Genomic DNA, 18,726 nt, shown 5'->3' with positions numbered 1-18,726 from the left:
AGCCTGCGGACCCTGACCGGTTGCGTCACCTGACCTCCCGAGCGCCAATCGAACGTGATCAGCACCATCCAACCGGCAGCAGCGTCCTACGCGCCAACCCGGTGATCGTTTCCGGTCACAGCACTAGCTGCGGGTGAGCGCGGTGGCCCGCCGGCACGCCAACGATGACGTCCCGCTGCCGGCACCACCACTGCAACAGCACCTGCCACGCGGCGAGATACCCCATGAACGTGGAGGCGCGTTCGGCGGTGCAGACGCCCTTGAAGTCGGCGGCCACGGCGGGGTCGATCGCGAGGGCGACACGAGCCCCCTCGATCACGTCGGAGCCGTCGAGCTGCCCATCGGTGGGAAGGTCCAGAACCGGCAGCGGTGCGGCGAGCCGGCGGCGCCAGAAGTCGATCTGGGGCTTGAAGTTGCCCGCGCCGGCCTGCTCGGCCTCCCACACCGCGACGTCGGCGTAGCCGACGCCGGGGGCGGGAAGGGCGGACCGGCTCCTGCTCCCGTAGAGCGCGCTGATCTCGCGGACCATGATCGAGGTCGACCAGCCGTCCCAGACGATGTGGTGCACGGAGACGATCAGGACATGCTCCTCGGGGGCGGCCCGCAGCAGCCGGACACGGAAGTGCGGACCGTTCGGCAGGTCGAAGGGGATGCGCGCCTCTTCGGCGATCACCTGCTCCACCGAGTCGCCGTCCAGGTCGGCGACCTGGAAGTCCAGCGGCTTGCCGCCGCCTGGGACCTGGCGGGGACCCTTCCCGTCCGCCTCGAAGGACAACGACAGCACCTCATGCCGCTCGACGAATGCCTCGAAGGCGCCGCGCAGGGCGGCGACGTCGAGCGGTCCGGAGAGCCGGAACGGCTGCACGAGGTTGTAGGTGGTATTGCCCGGCACGAGCTGGTCGTGAAACCAGAGGCGGGCCTGGGCGGCCGTCAGCGGCACCGGCCCCTCCCGATCCTCCCTGGCGACCGGCCCTGATACCCCGGGAGACTCGCCGTCGTGCCGCAGATCCTCGATCACGGCGGCGATGCCCGCCAACGTCGGGCTGTCGAAGAGCACCCGGATGGGGATCTCCAGGTCGAGTGCCTTGCGCAGGTGCACGACCGTGCGCATGGCCATCAGGGAGTCGCCGCCGAGCTCGAAGAAGTGGTCGTGTCGGCCGACCCGCTCGACCTGCAACATCCCCGCCCACACCGAGGCGATGGTCTCCTCGATCGGGGTCGAGGGCGCTTCGTATGCGACCGTGTCCTCGAACACGCGCTCGGTCACGACGAGCGCCTTGCGGTCGACCTTGCCGTTCGCGGTGAGCGGCAGGGCCTCGATCTCGACGAAGGCACTCGGCACCATGTACTCGGGAAGCCGCTCGCCGAGAAAGGCACGCAGGTCGGCCGGGAGCGGACGCCCGTCCTCCGGGACGACGAAGGCGACGATCCGCTTGGCGCCGCGAGGTTCGCCGTGGACGGTGGCCACGGCGCTGCGGAGGTCCGGATGCCGCATCAGCGACGTCTCGATCTCGCCCAGCTCGATCCGGTACCCCTGCACCTTGACCTGGAAGTCCTCACGGCCGAGAAACTCGATGTCGCCGCTGGGCAGGAACCGGCCCAGGTCGCCCGTGCGGTAGAGGCGTTCGCCGGTCGCGGGGTGGTGGATGAAACCGGCGGCCGTGCGCTCCTCGTCGCGCAGGTACCCTTCGGCCAGGCCGATGCCGCCGATGTAGAGGTCACCGGGCACACCGACCGGGCGGGGCCTGAGCGAATCGTCAAGGACGTGGAACGTCTGGTTACGCATCGGACGGCCGTATGGGATGCTCGGCCAGCCGGCGGGCACGTCGCCGACCGGGTAAAGGATCGACCAGATCGACGCCTCCGTCGCACCGCCGAGGCTGACGATCTCCGGCTCGCCGAGAACCCGCCTGATCCGCTCCGGCAGGGTGACGGGGAACCAGTCACCGCTCAGCATCACCAGGCGGAGCGCTCGGCTACTCTCCTCCTTCACGATCATGTGCTCGACGAGCAGCTCCATCAGCGCGGGCACCGAGTTCCACACGGTGACGCCGGCCCGTTCCGCCAGGCGGAGCCAGGCCGCGGGGTCGCGGTGCGAGCCCGCGTCCGGCACCACCACGGCACCGCCAACGGACAGAGGGCCGAAGATGTCGAAGACCGACAGGTCGAAGCTCAGTGACGACAACGCCAGCGTCCGATCCCCCTCGCCGATGGCGAAGCGGTCGTTGACATCGACGACGGTGTTCAGGGCGCCGCGGTGGCTGATCATCACACCCTTGGGCACACCGGTCGAGCCCGATGTGAAGATCACGTAGGCGAGGTCACCCGGTTCGGTGACGATCGGCCCGTCCGGGGGCGGGGTCGGGCCGGACGGCAGCGCGTCCACGCGGAGCACCATGCCGTCCGCTCCCAGCGCGGCGTCCATGCGCTCGGCCACGTGGGACTGGGTCAGGACCGCCCGCACCCGCCCGTGGTCGAGCAGGAACCGGATCCGTTCCTCGGGGAACTCGGCGTCCACGGGAAGGTAGGCCGCGCCTGAGGCCATGATTCCGAGGACCGCGGCGGACTGCTCCCAGCCTTTGTCCATGACCACGGCGACCAGGTCGTTCGGCCGGACGTCCAGGGCCCTGAGCCGCGCGGCGATCACCTGGGCCCGGCCGGCCAGCTCGCCATAGCTCAGCGTGCGGGTCCGGGTGATGACGGCCGGGCGGTCGGGCGTGCGCTCGGCAATGGCGAAGAACGGCTCGTGCAGCAGGCCCGCGGGCCGGTGGCCCGCGGTCTGGTTGTAGTTCTCCTGTAGGGCCCGGTCCTCGGCAGGCAGCAGGGACGGCAGCGCTTGGTCCCACCGCCTCTCGTCCGCGGCCAGCCAGCGCAACATGTCCAGGGTGGCGCCGTGGATGGCGGCGACCAGCCCTTCCGGGAAGAGGTCGTCCACCGCGTCGATGTCCAGGACCAGGCGGCCCTCGGACTCGAAGACCTGGGCGTCGATCCACACCTGCGGCGTCTGGGAGATGCTGAAGATCTCCTCGCCCATCCCAGTGTCCTGCCCGTGGTCGAGGAAAAGGCTGGTGAACACCGCCGGCATCGCCGTGTCAGGGCGTACCCTCTTCAGCTCGCGCAGCACGCGAACACCGCTGAAGAGCCGGTGGTCGATGTCGGTGAGGAGCTGGTCCCGCACCGCGCGGGCACGCTCGGCGAACGTGCCGCCGCCCGAGGCGATGACTTCGAGCAGCGTCACCGAGGTGAAGTCGCCGACCAAGGCGTCCACGCCGGGGTGCAGCGGGAGCCGGTTCACCATCGGCAGGTTGAGGGTGAACCGACGGCTCTTGGACCAGGTCGCCATCGCCTCGCTGTAGGCCGCGATGCACAGCGCCGTGGGAGTGATCCCGCGCCGCGAGGCGGCCGCTTTGACCGGCTCCCAGTAGCGCTCATCCAGCGTCCCGTTCACCCGGCTGAAGCGGGGGGTGTCGATGTCGCCGGGGTCACGGGCCAGCGGCAGTTCGGGTGCCGGGGCGAAGTCCGGCACGCGTTCGCGCCAGTACGCCTCCGCACGGCGGTACAGCTCGCTCTGCTCCAGGCTCTTCTCGGCCAGGACGTAGTCCCGGAAGGAGAGCTCCGGCTGGGGCGGCTCCCGATCCGGGGCCTGATAGAGGCCGGAAAGCTCGCGAAGCAGGAGATTCGAGCTCCTGGCATCGGTGATCAGGCCGTCGATGCTGTAGTGCAGGCGGGTCCTGCCGCCGTCCATGACCGTGGCGCGCAGCTCGAACAACGGCCACTGCTCGGGCGTGAACACCTGATGGGACATGGACTCGCGGGTGGAGTCGAGTGCCGCGCGTACCGCCTCGTCCGGCAGTCCGCGCACGTCCTGCGCGGCGATGACGTAGTCGGGGACCTCGGGGAGGACTCGCTGTTCGCCGTGCGGCAGCACGATCGCGCGGAGCATGCCGTGGCGGCGGATCAGCCGGCGGAACGCGCGTTCCAGACGGTGCAGGTCGAGGTCGGCGACCTCGAACTCCTCATAGCCGTGCATGCCGACGTTGCCGATGTCGAAGACACCCGTGCGGCCGATCCAGTACGCCTGCTGGACGTCGGTGAGCGGGAAGGGCTCGGCCGCGTTGCCAGGGTCGGGGACGATGGCCGGCAGTGCCGCCAGGTCGGCGCCCTTCTCCGCGCCACGGATCGCACCCGCCAGGCCACGGATCGTCGGGCGCTCGACAAAGGTACGCAGCGGGATCTCCACACCGAGCAGCGCGCGTACACGGGAGACGAGCTGAGTGGCCAGCAGTGAATGCCCGCCCAACTCGAAGAACCCGTCATCCGGGCCGATGTCCTCGGCACCGAGGAGGTCGGAGAAGATCGCCGCGATCTCCTGTTCCGCCGGATCGTCGTACACCGCCGCGCCCGCGTGCGGCTCCTCCGCGACGGGCTCCGCGGCATGCGAGGGTTCCGCGGCGCCGCGCTCAGGCGTCACCGTCCGCCTGGACGGACGCGGCGGGTCGATCCAGCAGCGCTCGCGCTCGAAAGGGTAGACGGGCAGGACGGTGCGGCGGGGCGTGATCCCGCCGGTCAGCGCGTCCCAATCGATCGCGACGCCCCGGCACCACAGCTCGCCCGCCGTTGTCAGCAGATCCGTCCCGCCCGTAGGCAGGCAGGCCACCGCGTCCGCCCCGGCCGCGCGGGCCAGCTTCGTCAGGACCTGGCCGGGACCCAGCTCGACGAGCGCGGCACCGGTGCCGAGCGCGGTGCGCAGGCAGTCGCCGAAGCGCACCGTGGCGTGGATCTGCCGCGCCCAGTACCCGGGGCTCGTGGCATCCTCGTCCGTGATCCAGGCACCGGTGACATTCGACACGAACGGGATGGCCGGCGGCGAGAGCCGGATCCGCTCGACCGCCTCCTCGAAAGCGGCCGCGGCGCCGTCCATCAGCCGCGAATGGAAGGCGTGTGAGGTGCGCAGGCGCTTGGAGACCACACCCCGTTCGGTGAGCCGGGCCTCGAAGTCCGCGATCGCGTCGAAGTGGCCGGCCACCACGCACTCGTGGGGGCCGTTGACGGCGGCGAGGTCCAGGCCGCCGTTCAGCAGTGACACGACCTCGCCCTCCGGCAGCGGGACGGCGGTCATCGCACCGGCCGGCGCGCCCTGCATGAGCCGGCCGCGCGTGGCGACCAGGCCCAGCGCGTCCTCCAGCGACATCACCCCGCCGACGCAGGCCGCCACCAGCTCGCCGAGGCTGTGCCCGACCATGCCCGCGGGCCGCATGCCCCAGGACTCCCCGAGCCGGGCGAGCGCGTACTCCATGACGAACAGGGCCGGCTGCGCGAGAGCGGTCCGGTCGATCGCCCCTTCGTCGGCGGGCGGCGGTGCGCCGAAGCCCAGTACCGCCCGGACGTCGATGCCGGTCAGCGACAGCAGCATGGACGCGGCCCGATCGGCCTCCGCCCGGAACACCGGCTCCTGCTCATAAGCCACCCGGCCCATGCCCATGCTCTGGGTGCCCTGACCGGGGAAGGCGAAGAGCACTTGGCGGTCGCGGTCCGTGGCATGCCGTGCCTGGATGCCCATGCTCAGCGCCTCGGCGGCCTCGCCCACACCGCCGGCGACCACGAAACCGCGATGCGGGAGTGCCCAGCGGCCGCGCTGCAGGGTGTACGCGACCTCTTCGATGCGTTCGTCCGGGTTCGCCATAAGGTGGCCGGCGATATTGGCGGTGCTCTTCTCCAGCGCGGTCGGTGTCGCAGCGGAGATTGGCAGGATATGCCTGGTACGTTTCCCCTCCGCGGCCGCCGCGCGCGGGGGAGCCTCTTCGAGGACGACGTGCGCGTTGGTGCCGCCGATGCCGAACGAGCTGACGCCCGCGCGCAGCCGCTCCCCGCGCCACGGCGTCAGGGCCGTGTTGACGTAGAAGGGGCTGTCCTCCAGGCCGAGCCGCGGGTTCGGCTCGCGGAAGTGCAACGAGGGCGGGAGCTGTCTGGCCTCCAGCGCGAGCACCGTCTTGATCAGCCCGGCCAGGCCAGCCGCCGTGTCAAGGTGCCCGATGTTCGTCTTCACCGAGCCGATCGCGCACCGGCCCGCCGGGCCCTCGCCGAAGACGCTCTTGAGCGCGGCGATCTCGACGGGATCGCCCAGCGGCGTGCCAGTGCCGTGGGCCTCTACATAAGAGACCGTGGACGGGTCCACGCCGGCGACGGCGAGCGCTTCGGCGATCACGTCGGCCTGCCCCTCGACGCTCGGGGCGGTGAAGCCGACCTTCCTGGCTCCGTCGTTGTTGACGGCCGAGCCGCGGATGACCGCGTGGATCACATCACCGTCGACCAGCGCCGCATCGAGACGCTTGAGCACCACGACGGCGGCGCCGCTCCCCGCCACGGTGCCGTCCGCGGCGGCGTCGAACGCGCGGCAGTGGCCGTCGGACGACCTGATGCCGCCCTCCTCATGGAGATGACCCCGCCGCTGCGGGATGACGGTCGCGCCTCCCGCGAGCGCCACATCGCACTCGCCGTTGTTCAGGGCCTGGCAAGCCATGTGCACGGCGACGAGGGACGTCGAACACCCGGTCTGGACACTCATGCTCGGCCCGCGCAGGTCCAGCTTGTAGGAGATGCGCGTCGGCACGAAATCCTTGTCGTTGCCGATGGAGGTCTGGAACGCTCCGACGCGGGCCACCAGATCATCGTTGGGCAGCAGGTTGCGGTGGAGATAGGCGCTCTCCCCCACACCCGCGTACACACCCGTGACCGTGTCCGTCCCCGAGGGGCGGCCGGCGTGTTCCAGTGCCTCCCACGCGCACTCCAGCAGCAGGCGATGCTGGGGGTCGAGGAGCTGGGCCTCGCGGCGGGAGAAATCGAAGAAGGCCGCGTCGAAGCCCGCCATGTCGGCCAGAACGCCGAGCCTGGGCACGTAGTCGGGCCGTGCGGACTCTTCCGGCGGGACGCCGTCGGCCAGCAGTTCCTCATCGGTGAGGGTGGTGATCGACTCGACGCCGTCCCGCAGGTTCCGCCAGAAGCCGTCCAAGGTGTCCGCCCCGGGGAACCGCAGCGCCATCCCCACGATGGCCACCGCGCCCTCCGGCGCTCCGCTGTCGTCCGTGATCTCTTGTGTCATTCCTGTCTCCAAGGTTTCCGGCCTCATCGGGGAGACCTCCGCGGCGCCCCGGTACGCGATCGCGCCTTCCGTGCGTCGGCCCGGCGACGCCCCGCGTCGCCGGCGAAGGAGCGCGCCTCATCGGCGGCGAGATGTCGTGCCAGGCTGCGGACGGTGGTGAACTGGAACAGGTCCGCCACGGGGATCGTCCGTCCGAGCAGTTCGGTCAGCCGGGCCTGCACCCGCAGGATGAGCAGCGAGTGCCCGCCGGCCTCGAAGAAGTTCTCTTCGGCGCCCACTCGATCGACCGCGAGCACCTCGGTCCAGACGGTCGCGACCAGGCGTTCCAGCTCACCGGCCGGCGGGGTCCTGCGCCGGCTCCCGGCGTCCGCCGGGGCGGGGAGCGCACGCCGCTCGATCTTGCCGCGGTCGCCGCGCGGCAGGCCGTCCACCAGGACGATCGCGGCCGGCACCATGTAGCCGGGCAGCCTCGCCTCGAGGTGCTCGCGCAGCTCGGCGGTCGTGATCGACGCGGGCTCCGGCCTCTCGGGCCGGCTTCCGGAGCCGGTGCCGGCGGGCGCGACATAGCCGACCAGCATCGGGCTGCCGGGAACGTCCTCGCGCAGGATCGCCGCAGCCTCGCCGACTTGTGGATGCGCGGCCAGCGCCGCCTCGACCTCGCCGAGCTCGATGCGGAAGCCGCGCAGCTTGATCTGGTCGTCGTCGCGGCCGAGGAAGTGGAGCGTTCGCCCCGCGCCCGCCCGGACACGGTCGCCGGTGGCGTACATGCGCTCGCCCGGGCGCCCCCACGGATCGGGCAGGAAGCTCTCGGCCGTGCGCACGGGGTCTCCGAGATAGCCCTGGGCGACACCGGCGCCGGCGAGGTAGAGGTGGCCGGGGACGCCCTGGGGCACCGGCCTGAGCAGCTCGTCCAGCACATACGCGCGGACGCCGGGCAGCGGCCTGCCGATCGGCACTGTCGGCCCGCCGGACGTGTGCGCTTCGTCCGGCTCATGGACGGTGGCGGTGATGGTCGCCTCGGTCGGCCCGTACGCGTTCAGCCAGCGCACCCCCGGCGGCGAGGCGGCCCGCCATTCGGCCAGCCGGCCCGCGTCCACCCGTTCGCTGCCCACCACCACGAGCCGCAGGTCCGGGCAGTCGGCCGCCGGGTACCGGTCGAGCACCGCCACCCACTCGTGCCAATACGACGCGGGAAGGTTGAGGACGGTGAGCCGCTCCCGGCGGGTCAGTTCGGTCAGCTCGGCGATGCCGGGTACCGGCCCTTCGGGGAGCATGACCACGCATCCTCCCCGGATCAGCGTGGCGAACAGCTCTTCCGCCGCCACGTCGAAGGTGACGGAGGCGAACTGCAGCGCTCGGTCTTCCAGGCGTATCCGGTAGCGATCCGCGACGGCCTGGAGTGTGTGGGCCAGGTTGGCCTGACTGACGCAGACGCCCTTGGGGGTGCCGGTCGTACCCGAGGTGTAGAGCGCGTAGGCCGTCGCCATCTCGGAAACCTCGGGCCAGAGGTCCGCGTCCGGCTCGCCGGCGCCCGGTTCGTCCGTGGCCGATGCGTCCTCGACGGCGACGACGGGCACCTCGCCGGTCGCGAGCCCGGCACTCGCCCGGGAGACCAGCACCAGCGCCGCCCCCGAGTCGGCGAGCACCCGCTCCAGCCTTGCCTGCGGCGTGGCGGCATCGACCGGCACGTAGAAGGCTCCGGCCTTCATGACACCGATCAACGCGACGGGCCACTCAGGGGAACGCTCCATCCGCACCACGACCGCATCCCCTGCCCTGACACCACGGGCGCGCAGGTAAGCGCAGACCCGGTCCGAGCGGGCGGCCAGCTCGGCGTAACTCAGCGACCGGCCTCCCTGGCTGACCGCCGTCCGCTCGCTCCAGCGGGCGACCGCCGAGGCGAGGAGCCGCAGCAGTGTGGCCGGACCCGCGGCGGACGCCGGCGGGCGGCCACCCACAAGGGACTCGGTCTCGGCCTCGCCGAGCATCGAAAGAGCGGCCAGTGGAGCCTGCGGCGCGGCCAGAGCGGACTCCAGCAGGGCCACGAAATGCCCGGCGAGCCGCTCCACGGTCGCCCGCTCGAAGAGATCGACGTCGTACTCGATCGCGCCGCGCAGAGCCCCCGACGCAAGCGACGCCTCATCCCAGACGAGGGTGAGATCGAACTTCGCCACCGGACTGACCAGCTCACGCACCGACAACGACAGGCCGGGTGCGACGGCCGCCCTCTCGGGTATGTCCTGCATCGACATCATCACTTGGAACAGGGGCGTCCGGCCCGGCTCGCGAGGGGGCCGCACGGCTTCCACGACCTGCTCGAACGGGACGTCCTGGTGCGCGAAGGCATCCAGCGTGCCGTCTTTGACGCCCGCGAGGAACTCGGCGAAGGTCAGGTGCTCGTCCCAGCGTGAGCGCAGCACCAGCGTGTTCACGAAGAACCCGACCAGTTCCTCCAGTTCCGGGCGACCCCTGCCCGACACCGGCGTGCCGACGCTGACGTCCCTGACCCCCGCGTAGCGGCCGAGCACCAGCTTGAAGACCGCGAGAAGGACCATGAAACGGGTCGCGCCGAGCCGGCGGCTCGTCTCGCCCAGCCGGGCCGTCAGCTCGGCCGGCAGCCGCACGGGGACGGTGTCCCCCGCATGCCGGGGCGTGGCCGGGCGCGGATGGTCGGCGGGCAGGTCCAGGGCGGGCGGCGCACCGGCCAGGCGGTCCAGCCAGTACGCGAGCTGCTCGTCCCGTACGGGCCCGTCGAGGAGCGTCCGTTGCCATACGGCGTAGTCCGCGTACTGGACCGGTAGCGGTGGCGGCGGTTCGGCCGCATCGCCGATCGCCTCCCGGTAGAGCGCCCCGAGATCACGGACGAGCACCCCGACCGACCACCCGTCGGAGACGGCGTGGTGCATCGTCAGCAGCAGGACGGAGCGCCGCTCACCTAGACGGAGCAGGCGGGTGCGGAAGAGCGGCCCGGCGGACAGGTCGAACGGCAGTGCCGCCTCTTCCCGCGCCCGCCGCGCGGCCGTGCGCGCCCGCTCGGCCTCCGGCAGGCCACAGAGGTCTTCGACCTCCAGCTCGACGACGGCACCCGGCTCGACCACCTGGCGCGGCTCTCCGCCACCGAGATCCACCAGGCGCGTACGCAGCGAGGAGTGTCGCAGCACCAAACCCCGTAGCGCGGTGTGCAGAGCCTTCACATCAAGCTCGCCCTCCAGCGTCAGCGCCAGCGGCACGCTGTACAGCGGACTGCCGGGGATGAGCCGGTCCAGGAACCAGAGGCGCTGCTGGGCGAAGGACAGCGGCTGCGGCCCCGCCCCCGCGGGCACGATCGGCAGCCTGGCCCGCGCGGAGCCGGCCGCCGCGGCCCGGCGCGCGAACGCCGACACCGTGGGCGCCTCGAACAGGTCCCGGACGCCGAGTTCGGCACCGAGCCGCTCCGCTATGCGGGTCACCGCCTGCGCCGCGAGCAGGGAGTTGCCGCCCAGCGCGAAGAAGTCGTCACCCGCGGAGATGTCCGACAGCCGCAGCAGTTCCCTCCAGGCGCCGGCGACCAGCTCCTCGACCGGCCCCCGTGGCGGGAGCTGGGCCTCGGCGCGGACGGCGTCCCGTTCCGACGGGGAGGGAAGCGACCTCAGGTCGGTCTTGCCGTTCGGCGTCACCGGCAGCTCGCGGAGAAACACGTACCAGGTGGGCACCATCGCCGCCAGTAGCCGGTCGGCGAGGAACGAGCGCAGCTCACGCGGCTCGGGGCGCGCTCCGTCCCGCATGACGACGTAGGCGGCCAGGGCCGCCTGGTCACCCTCCCCCTGGACGGTGACGACCGCCTCGTTGACGCCGGGGTAGGAGCCGAGCACACCGGCGACCTCGTCCGGCTCTATGCGGACGCCGCGGATCTTCACCTGGGCGTCGGTACGGCCGAGGCACTCCAGGAGGCCGTCCTCCCGCCAGCGGGCCACATCCCCGGTCCGGTAGAGCCGTTCCCCCGTCCCGAACCTGCTCGGCACGAAACGCTCGGCGGTCAGGCCGGGACGGCCCACGTATCCGCGCGACAGACCGGCGCCGCCCAGGTACAGCTCGCCGGGCACCCCGATGCCGGTCGGCCTGCCGTGGCCGTCGAGCACGTACATGGTGGTGCCGTCGATGGGCCGGCCGATCGGGACCCGGATGGCGTCACCGGGCAGGTCGGCGATGTCGTGACAGCTCGCGAACGTCGTACACTCCGTCGGGCCGTATCCGTTCACCAGCCGGACACCGGGTGCGGCTTTGCGTACGGCGCTCACCCGCCGCGCGTCGGCGGGTTCACCGCCGAAGAAGAGCGTGCGCAGCGGCGCGAACATGGCAGGGTCCGCGTCCGCGCATTTGTGGAAGACGGTCGTGGTGAGCATCATCGCGGTGATGCCGTCGGTCTCGATGCGCCGGCGCAGCGCGGCCGGTGAGAGCACCTCGTGCTTGGGGACGCCGACCAGTTGGGCACCGTTCAGCAGCGCCCCCCAGATCTCGAAGGTGGCCGCGTCGAACGAGGTGTTCGCCGCCTGGCTCACCACGTCCGAGGGGCCCCAGCCGAGATAGCCGGCGTCGCGGACCAGGCGCACGATCCCCCGGTGAGTGATCGCGACCCCCTTCGGCCGGCCGGTCGAACCGGACGTGTAGAGCACACATACCTGCTGCTCCGGATGCGGCGGCGCAAGCCGCGCGGGCTCCGGCGAGGGTGCCGGCGGCCCGCCGACCCGCATGATCGGCACCTCGGTGCGGAACGAGAGCTCGCGGTCGGTGAGGATCAGGCGGGCCCCGCTGTCCTCGACCATGTACGCCAGCCGCGCGTCGGGATGGCCGGAGTCGAGCGGCAGGTAGGCCGCCCCGGCCAGCAGCACCCCGAGCATGGCGACGACCAGCGACGACGACCGTTCCATGGCCAGCCCGACGACGCTCTCCGCCGTCACGCCGCGCGCCTGGAGCAGGCCCGCGAGGTGCCGGGCCCGCGCGTGGAGCTCGCCGTAGGTCAGCGTTCCGTCCTCGAACCTCAGGGCCACGGCATCCGGCGTGGCCCGGACGCGTTCGAGGTAGGCTTCGCCCACGCCGATGGCAGAGGCCTGCTCGGGCTCGGTTCCCCAGGCCCGTAGGAGGTCCAGTTCCTCGGCGGTCGTGTGGACGAGGTCGCGCAGGTGGGCCCTGGGCGCGCCGAGGGCGGACTCCAACAGGGTCAGAAGATGGCCGACGAAACGTTCCACGGTCGCCCGGTCGAAGAGGCCGGCGTCGTACGCGACGGCGCCGCGCAGAGCGCCGTCCTGAGACGGCGGCTCCCAAGTCACGCGCAGGGCGGGGTGCGCGTCCCGCTGCGCCGTCGTCGCCACCTGGAATGCCGGCATGTTCCGAGGCTCGAACGTGCCCGGCGTGGCCCCCTCTACCAGCGCGAGGAGCTCCGCGAAAGTCAGATCATCATCCCAGCGGGTACGCACGACCTGGGAACCGTCCAGCAGGGTGACACTAACGTCGGTGACCCGCGCGTAGCGTCCAAGCAACAACATGAACGCCGCGAGCAAGGTCGTGGACCGGGCCGCCCCATGTGCGGCGGCGACCTCGTCGAGCCGCCGTATGGTCGCGCCGCCGAGTGTGACCGGCACCCCGTCACCAAGGGAGCGGAACGTTCCCGGCCGCATCCGGTCGATGGGAAGCCCGAGGGCCGAAGGTGTGTCCTGGAGCCGATCCCGCCGCTCTGCGAGGTCCGCCAAATCCGTTTCTCCTTCGAGGGAATGGCTCGCCGGCCGACGGATACAGAGAGACTGATCAGCCGGCTCGCCGGGGTGAGATTTCAGTGGGAGCCGACGGGACTCGATTCGGCCGGCCCTTCCGCGTGGTCTGCCAGATGACGCATCCGGCGTACAGGGGACAGCGACAGAAGGACCGCGGGGACGAAGAGGCCGATCGCCGACCACATGATCGTCTCTCCCAGGCCGAGAGCGCCGCCCAGAGCGCCGCCCATCAAGGAGCCGAGGGACAAGGTGCCCCATGAGAGCGAGCGTTGGGTGGCATTCACCCGGCCCTGCAAGTGCTCGGGGGTGATCGACTGGCGGAAGCTGATGACGGTGATGTCGAAGATCGGGATGCCGAGGAACCCGACAAAGGTGGCGGCACCGGCGAGCACGGTCGCGCCGAGGGAGTTGCCGTCCACATAGGAGAGAAGCAAGAAGCCGATGCCTGGCAGAGCCAAGGCGGTGACCAGGGTACGGCCGATACCCAGCCAGGCGTTCATCCGTTCGGCCAGCAGCGCGCCGACGAGCCCGCCGACACTGCCGACCGCGACGATCAGGCCGACCGCCGCCGAGGCCATCCCCGCCTCCCTGATCAAAAAGAGGAAATAGACGGCCATGATCGAACTGAAGAACAGGCTGAGAAAGAAGACCGCGATGGTGCACCAGCGCAGCAACGTGTTGCGGGCGACGACGGCGAATCCCGCACGCAGCGACGCCCAGATCGACGGCTTGGCCTCGTCCTCGGGCCCCTGCGGGGCCGCGTCCCTGGGCAGCTTGAACAGGGCGACGGCAGAGATCAGATAACTCGCGGAATCGATCGCGATCACGATGGGAGCGCCGATCAGGCCGATGAGCCCGCCGGCCAGGCCGGGGCCCGCGACCTCGGCGACCGAGGAGGATGCCTGCAGCTTGCTGTTGGCGTCGATGAGCCGATCACGATCGACCAGGCTCGGCAGATACGACATGTAGGCGATCTCAAAGAAGACCGTCATGACTCCCACCACGAATGTCACAACGAGAAGCTGCTCGATCGTCAGTACGTCCAGGACGAAGGCCACGGGTATCCAGGCGAGCGCGACGAACCTGATGGCGTTCGCCCACACCAGGATCGGCCGCCTGGCCCACCGGTCCACCATGACACCGACGAAGAGACCGAACAACAGAAAGGGAAGCGTTTCGAGTGCATTCAGTAAGCCCGCCTCCATGGGTGTCGCATTCAGCACGGCAACGGCGGTCAAGGGTAACGCCACAAAAGTGAGCTGCGTTCCCATGAACGAGATCGACTGACTGGACCAAAGCAGAGCGAACGCCTTGTTCCGAAAAATCGATCCAGGCTGGCTGTTCGCACCCATAGAAATCTCCGGATTCAACGAGAGGTGATCACGGCGTCCGAAGGCGTGGCGAAACCGTGCTCCAATAGGGCAGTGGTGCCCGAAATTCAGGATATGTTCAACAGGAGGAAAGATTTGCGCGTTGGCCGGCTCATCCTTCGGCGGCCGCCGCCGCCTCGTCGGCGAGCCAAGTCACGAGTCCGAGAGGCCGCATGTCGGTCCAGTGCTCCTCGACGTAGGCCAGGCACTGGGCGCGACCGGCCGGGCCGTACACCGGCGTCCAGCCGGCCGGTGGCGCCGTGACCTGCGGCCATAGCGAGTGCTGGCCTTCCTCGTTCACCACGACGAGGCAGCTCTCACCCGCCTGCCCGAGCAGACTTGACATTCCGCTTTCCTCCGCCTTGCCGTCAGGGTCCCTACACGGCCGCGCCACATCACCGGGCACGCGCGTCCGCCTCCACGCGACAGCAGGCCGCCGGTGGGCGGCGGACTGTGAGCACTAAAGGCAGGCCATGAAACGCGCCGAGTGCATACCGAGCGGTCATTTCGGACTGACTATGACATCCCTTGAAGCGTTCTGGCAACCGTATTGTCATTCCTGCAGGTAGAGCGGTCTGTCTAGCCCTGCCCGCCCCGAGTAAGGGACCGCATCGGGTGGGTTTCGGTGCGAGGTGCGTGCGAGTTCAAATTTAAACAGGCATTTCCTATCGGTCAACAATGTTTAAAATTGAAAGGAGGCCCCGCCATTCCGATGGTAAGCGCCTCTGTTACTACAGTAATGTTTCGTGATCTATAGTCGGATGTGTGTCGGATTGGTGACATCTGAGGATCTCCAGTCATGGGCGGCCGGGCTGGATGAACTGTTCGCGCGAGTCGCCGCTCGTTTCGGCCGGGTGGAACCGCGCCGGCAGGCGCGGGCCTACCTGGTCGGGCTGCTGGCGCCGGTAGAGCGGAAGAACGGCTGGCAACTGGCCGAGGCCGCAGGCGAAGCCAAGCCTCACCGGATGCAGCGGCTGCTGAACGGCGTGCGGTGGGATCCGCGGGATGTCCGCGCCGACCTGCGTGATTACGTGGTCGAACATCTCGGGGACCCGGGCGGGGTCTTGATCGTGGACGAGACCGGGTTCGTCAAGAAGGGCACCGCCTCGGCCGGGGTACAGCGGCAGTACTCGGGAACCGTGGGACGGGTGGAGAACTGCCAGCTCGGGGTGTTCCTCGCCTACGCCACCCCGCGCGGGCGCGCGCTGATCGACGCCGAGTTGTACCTGCCGAAATCCTGGACCGGCGATCGGGCCCGGTGCGCGCAGGCTGGCATCCCCGATGACGTGCCGTTCGCCACCGAACCGGCGCTGGCGGCGGCGATGCTGGGCCGGGCGCTGGACGGCGGAGTACCGGCCTCATGGGTGAGCGCGGACGAGGCGTACGGCCAGGATCACAAGTTCCGGCTCTACCTGGAGAAACGCAAGGTCGGGTATGTGATGGCCGTACCCAGGAGCCAGTCGCTGGGCGCCGGTATCGGCCACGATGACACCGGTTCACGGGCTGATGCGGTGACCGCTGATGCCCCCCGGCAGGCGTGGAAACGTCTGTCGGCGGGTGGTGGGGCCAAAGGCCCGCGGTTGTATGACTGGGCGATGGCGACCCTGCCACCTCATCCTGATGAGGAGTCAGGCCGGCCTGGGGGATTCCAGCGGTGGCTGCTGGTGCGCCGCGGCCTCACACCTGACGACCTGGGTGAGCTGGAAGTGGCCTACTACCTGTGTTTCGGCCCTGCGGGGACCGGTATCGAGCAACTTGTTCGCATCGCCGGTTCCCACTGGGCCATCGAGGAATGCTTCCAGTCCGCCAGGAACGCGGTCGGCCTGGACCAGTACCAGGTCCGCCGCTACGACGGCTGGCACCGGCACATCACCCTGGCGATGCTCGCCCATGCCTACCTCGCCGTCACCGCCGCGCACGCCCCAAAAGCACGTGCGGCTTGGTCCCCCTCACCCCGGCCGAGATCCGCCGTCTCCTGGTACATCTGACCCGCGCCGTCACTCACCCCTTCGGCCAGGACCTCCAATACGCGGGGGCATGGTCACGCCGGCGACGCGCTCACCAGGCCCACAGCAGCCATTACTGGAACCGATGGCTACGCCACAACGAGATCCAGCTCTAGATCACGAAACATGACTGTAGTACCAGGGCCTGTACGGAGTTGAGGCCAGTGGGATTCGCCTGCGCTAGGGTCGGTGCTCCTGGTAAGCCATCGCCGTGTGCAGCCGGTCTCTCACGGCGGTGCCCAACGCCTTGACATCCGGTCGGCCTGTGTCCGTTGCCAACGTCCCTTGAACTTGTGACATCGAGGCTTCAGCGGCTCATGGTGTCCCTTCGTCCCGGGTCTCGCCGTGATCAGCGTCCGATGCCGTGATCTGGGAGCGCGCCTCCGTGATCTGCCTCATGATGCGGTGCGCCCCGCAGGCTTCGGCGGTGGCGTACGCCTCCTCGGCCAGTGCCAGCGCCTCCTCACGCCGGCCTTGTGCAACGGCGATGTAGATCAGTCCGACCTGGTCTGCCGCGACACCGGCCAGGAGCCCGATCTCCCGGCGCAGTCGCGCTGATTCCTCCAGACGCTCCCGGGCTGCATCCAACCGACCCGCAAAGTGGTCGGCGATCCCCAGATGCCGCAGCGCCTCCGACTGGGTGTACCGGTCTCCCGCCAGCCTGGCCAGGTCGTATGACCGCTCAAGAAGAGGTAAGGCGCTATCAACATCATTCCGGACGACCTGGTGAAAACAGCCCAGCCAGAACACCGACTCCGCTTCACCCGCCGAATCACCGAGCATCCGATACAACCGCGCCGCATGCTCGAACAGCCCCAGCTCACGCGAATCCTCATGCCGATCCTCCAGAAACCACGCATGCAGGATCCGTCCACGAGCCAGCGCCAGATCGGCCTCGACCTTGTCCAGACCCTGCTCCGCTTCTGTCAGCCCGCTGAGGTCGCCGGCGAAAACAGCGCGCTCATAGGACAGCTTGGCCCGCTCGATACCGCTCTCCATGCCCATCCCGCCTCCCTGGTTCTCGTCCTCCGCGCTCATGGAGGCCCTTTGTACGGGGTCGACGACACCGTATGCCAGTTGCCTCATGACGGAGAGGAGCGGATGCGGGTGAGATAGCCGGTCCGCAGTCCGCGTCGTGGCCTTGACCTTGTGCCCTGCCGTAGGAGCGCACTCCATACGGTGTTGCCGTTGTATGCGGCGGCGAGCCGGGGTTGTGGCGAAGCGGTGACTTCAGACGATCAGCCGCACCGGCTTCTCGATGCTGTCGCGCAGGGCGGCGAACCACCGGGCGGCCAGTGCGCCGTCCACGGGGCGATGGTCGGCGGAGAGGGTCAGGGTCATCACATCCGCCGCCTCCAGGCCGCCGTCCTCGGTGACGACCGGTGTCCGGGTGGCCGAGCCGACGGCCAGGATGGCGGCCTGTGGCGGATTGATGATCGCGCTGAACTCCTCGACCCCGTACATACCGAGGTTGCTGATGGTGATCGAACCTCCCTCCAGGTCGCCCTGGCGCAAAGCGCCGCTGCGGGCCTGCTCACTGAAGGCACGGACCTGGGCGGAGACGGCTGACACGGACAGCGACTCGACGTTCCGCAGCACAGGTGTGACCAGCCCGGCGCCCGTGGCGATGGCGACCGATACGTCCACGGCGCGGAAACGGCGCACCGCGTCAGCCGTCCAGACCACGTTCATCTCGGGGACCTGGACGTGCGCCACGGCAATGGCCTTGATGAGCAGGTCATTGACAGAGATCTTCACCCCGCCGTCCGCGTTGATCCGCTGCCGGAGAGTGAGAAGCTCGCCTACGCGGACCTGTCCCCTGAGGTAGAAGTGGGGAGCGTTCTGCTTGCTCTGCGTCAGCCTGCCGGCGATGGCCTGCCGGATCCGCGAGTGCGGAATCGCGTCGTATGCGGGAGCGGCAGGACGCGGCGCGGCAGAGAGGTCAGGGGTCGGAGCGGGGCCGGGGCGAGGTATACGGGCGGCGATCGCGGCGTTGACGTCGTCCCGCACGATCCGCCCTCCTGGCCCGGTGCCGGTGATGGCGCCGAGGTCGATACCCGCGTCGCGGGCCAGCCGGCGCGCCAGCGGACTGGAGAAGATCCGCCCGTTGGCAGGCTGGTCGGTGAGGTCCGCTGGTGTGGGGACCTCGGGGGTCCGCTCGGTCCCGGGAATCTCCCGCCGGACGGCCGGACTGGTCTTCGCCGGTTCCGCGACACCGAGATCGGCGAGAAGGGCGTCGAGGTCACCAACCTTCTCTCCCGGCGCGGCGATGACCGCGACCGGGCTGCCCACCTCGACCTCGGTGCCGCTGGGGGCCAGCGCTTTGATCAGGGTGCCGTCCGCGTGGGCCTCGACGTCCACCTCGGCCTTGTCGGTCTCGACGATCATGATCGTGTCACCGGCGTGGAACGCGGTGCCCTCGGGTACGGGCCAGTCGGACAGGACCGCTGTTGTCGAACCCGCCGCGACCTCCGGCATGCGGAGCAGCTCGGCCATGGTCTTCC

Annotated in this window: 7 protein-coding genes; 1 reads left to right on the top strand and 6 read right to left on the bottom strand. The window is 69.9% G+C overall.

Annotated features, from left to right (window positions below):
- Positions 1 to 115 precede the first annotated feature (115 nt).
- The 4 genes from ACH34R_RS17370 to ACH34R_RS17355 all read right to left on the bottom strand — a co-directional run bounded on the left by ACH34R_RS17370 (position 116) and on the right by ACH34R_RS17355 (position 14,562).
- On the bottom strand, positions 116 to 7,099 hold the full coding sequence (locus tag ACH34R_RS17370; protein WP_397562451.1) for an amino acid adenylation domain-containing protein: 6,984 nt from the start codon (positions 7,097 to 7,099) through the stop codon (positions 116 to 118).
- Between the two features lie 23 nt (positions 7,100 to 7,122).
- Positions 7,123 to 12,825 (bottom strand): amino acid adenylation domain-containing protein, encoded by a 5,703-nt coding sequence (locus ACH34R_RS17365; RefSeq protein WP_397562450.1) that lies wholly within the window; start codon positions 12,823 to 12,825, stop codon positions 7,123 to 7,125.
- Between the two features lie 80 nt (positions 12,826 to 12,905).
- A complete protein-coding gene (locus tag ACH34R_RS17360) occupies positions 12,906 to 14,198 on the bottom strand; it encodes an MFS transporter (protein ID WP_397562449.1) in 1,293 nt (430 codons plus the stop codon).
- A 130-nt stretch (positions 14,199 to 14,328) separates the two neighbouring features.
- Positions 14,329 to 14,562 carry an MbtH family protein gene (locus ACH34R_RS17355; RefSeq protein ID WP_397562448.1) on the bottom strand — a complete coding sequence of 78 codons (234 nt, stop codon included), beginning with the start codon at positions 14,560 to 14,562 and terminating at the stop codon, positions 14,329 to 14,331.
- Between the two features lie 415 nt (positions 14,563 to 14,977).
- On the opposite strand from ACH34R_RS17355, the gene ACH34R_RS17350 reads away from it, so the two are divergent.
- Positions 14,978 to 16,204 carry an IS701 family transposase gene (locus ACH34R_RS17350; protein WP_397562447.1) on the top strand — a complete coding sequence of 409 codons (1,227 nt, stop codon included), beginning with the start codon at positions 14,978 to 14,980 and terminating at the stop codon, positions 16,202 to 16,204.
- Positions 16,205 to 16,537: 333 nt separating this feature from the next.
- On the opposite strand, the gene ACH34R_RS17345 is transcribed toward ACH34R_RS17350, so the two are convergent.
- Complete coding sequence (locus ACH34R_RS17345) at positions 16,538 to 17,260, bottom strand: tetratricopeptide repeat protein (protein ID WP_397562446.1); 723 nt, start codon at positions 17,258 to 17,260, stop codon at positions 16,538 to 16,540.
- A gap of 192 nt (positions 17,261 to 17,452) precedes the next feature.
- Complete coding sequence (locus ACH34R_RS17340; protein ID WP_397562445.1) at positions 17,453 to 18,718, bottom strand: 2-oxo acid dehydrogenase subunit E2; 1,266 nt, start codon at positions 18,716 to 18,718, stop codon at positions 17,453 to 17,455.
- Positions 18,719 to 18,726 lie beyond the last annotated feature (8 nt).

Source organism: Spongiactinospora sp. 9N601 (genome assembly GCF_044326295.1).
Taxonomy (GTDB): domain Bacteria; phylum Actinomycetota; class Actinomycetes; order Streptosporangiales; family Streptosporangiaceae; genus Spongiactinospora; species Spongiactinospora gelatinilytica.
This window is presented reverse-complemented; position numbering and strand designations above follow the sequence as displayed.

Excerpts from the sequence above, each read along its gene's own strand:
- ACH34R_RS17355 (WP_397562448.1), bottom strand. The coding sequence starts at position 14,562 with ATGTCAAGTCTGCTCGGGCAGGCGGGTGAGAGCTGCCTCGTCGTGGTG.
- ACH34R_RS17345 (WP_397562446.1), bottom strand. The coding sequence starts at position 17,260 with ATGAGCGCGGAGGACGAGAACCAGGGAGGCGGGATGGGCATGGAGAGC.
- ACH34R_RS17370 (WP_397562451.1), bottom strand. The coding sequence starts at position 7,099 with ATGACACAAGAGATCACGGACGACAGCGGAGCGCCGGAGGGCGCGGTG.
- ACH34R_RS17340 (WP_397562445.1), bottom strand. The coding sequence starts at position 18,718 with ATGGCCGAGCTGCTCCGCATGCCGGAGGTCGCGGCGGGTTCGACAACA.
- ACH34R_RS17350 (WP_397562447.1), top strand. The coding sequence starts at position 14,978 with ATGTGTGTCGGATTGGTGACATCTGAGGATCTCCAGTCATGGGCGGCC.
- ACH34R_RS17360 (WP_397562449.1), bottom strand. The coding sequence starts at position 14,198 with ATGGGTGCGAACAGCCAGCCTGGATCGATTTTTCGGAACAAGGCGTTC.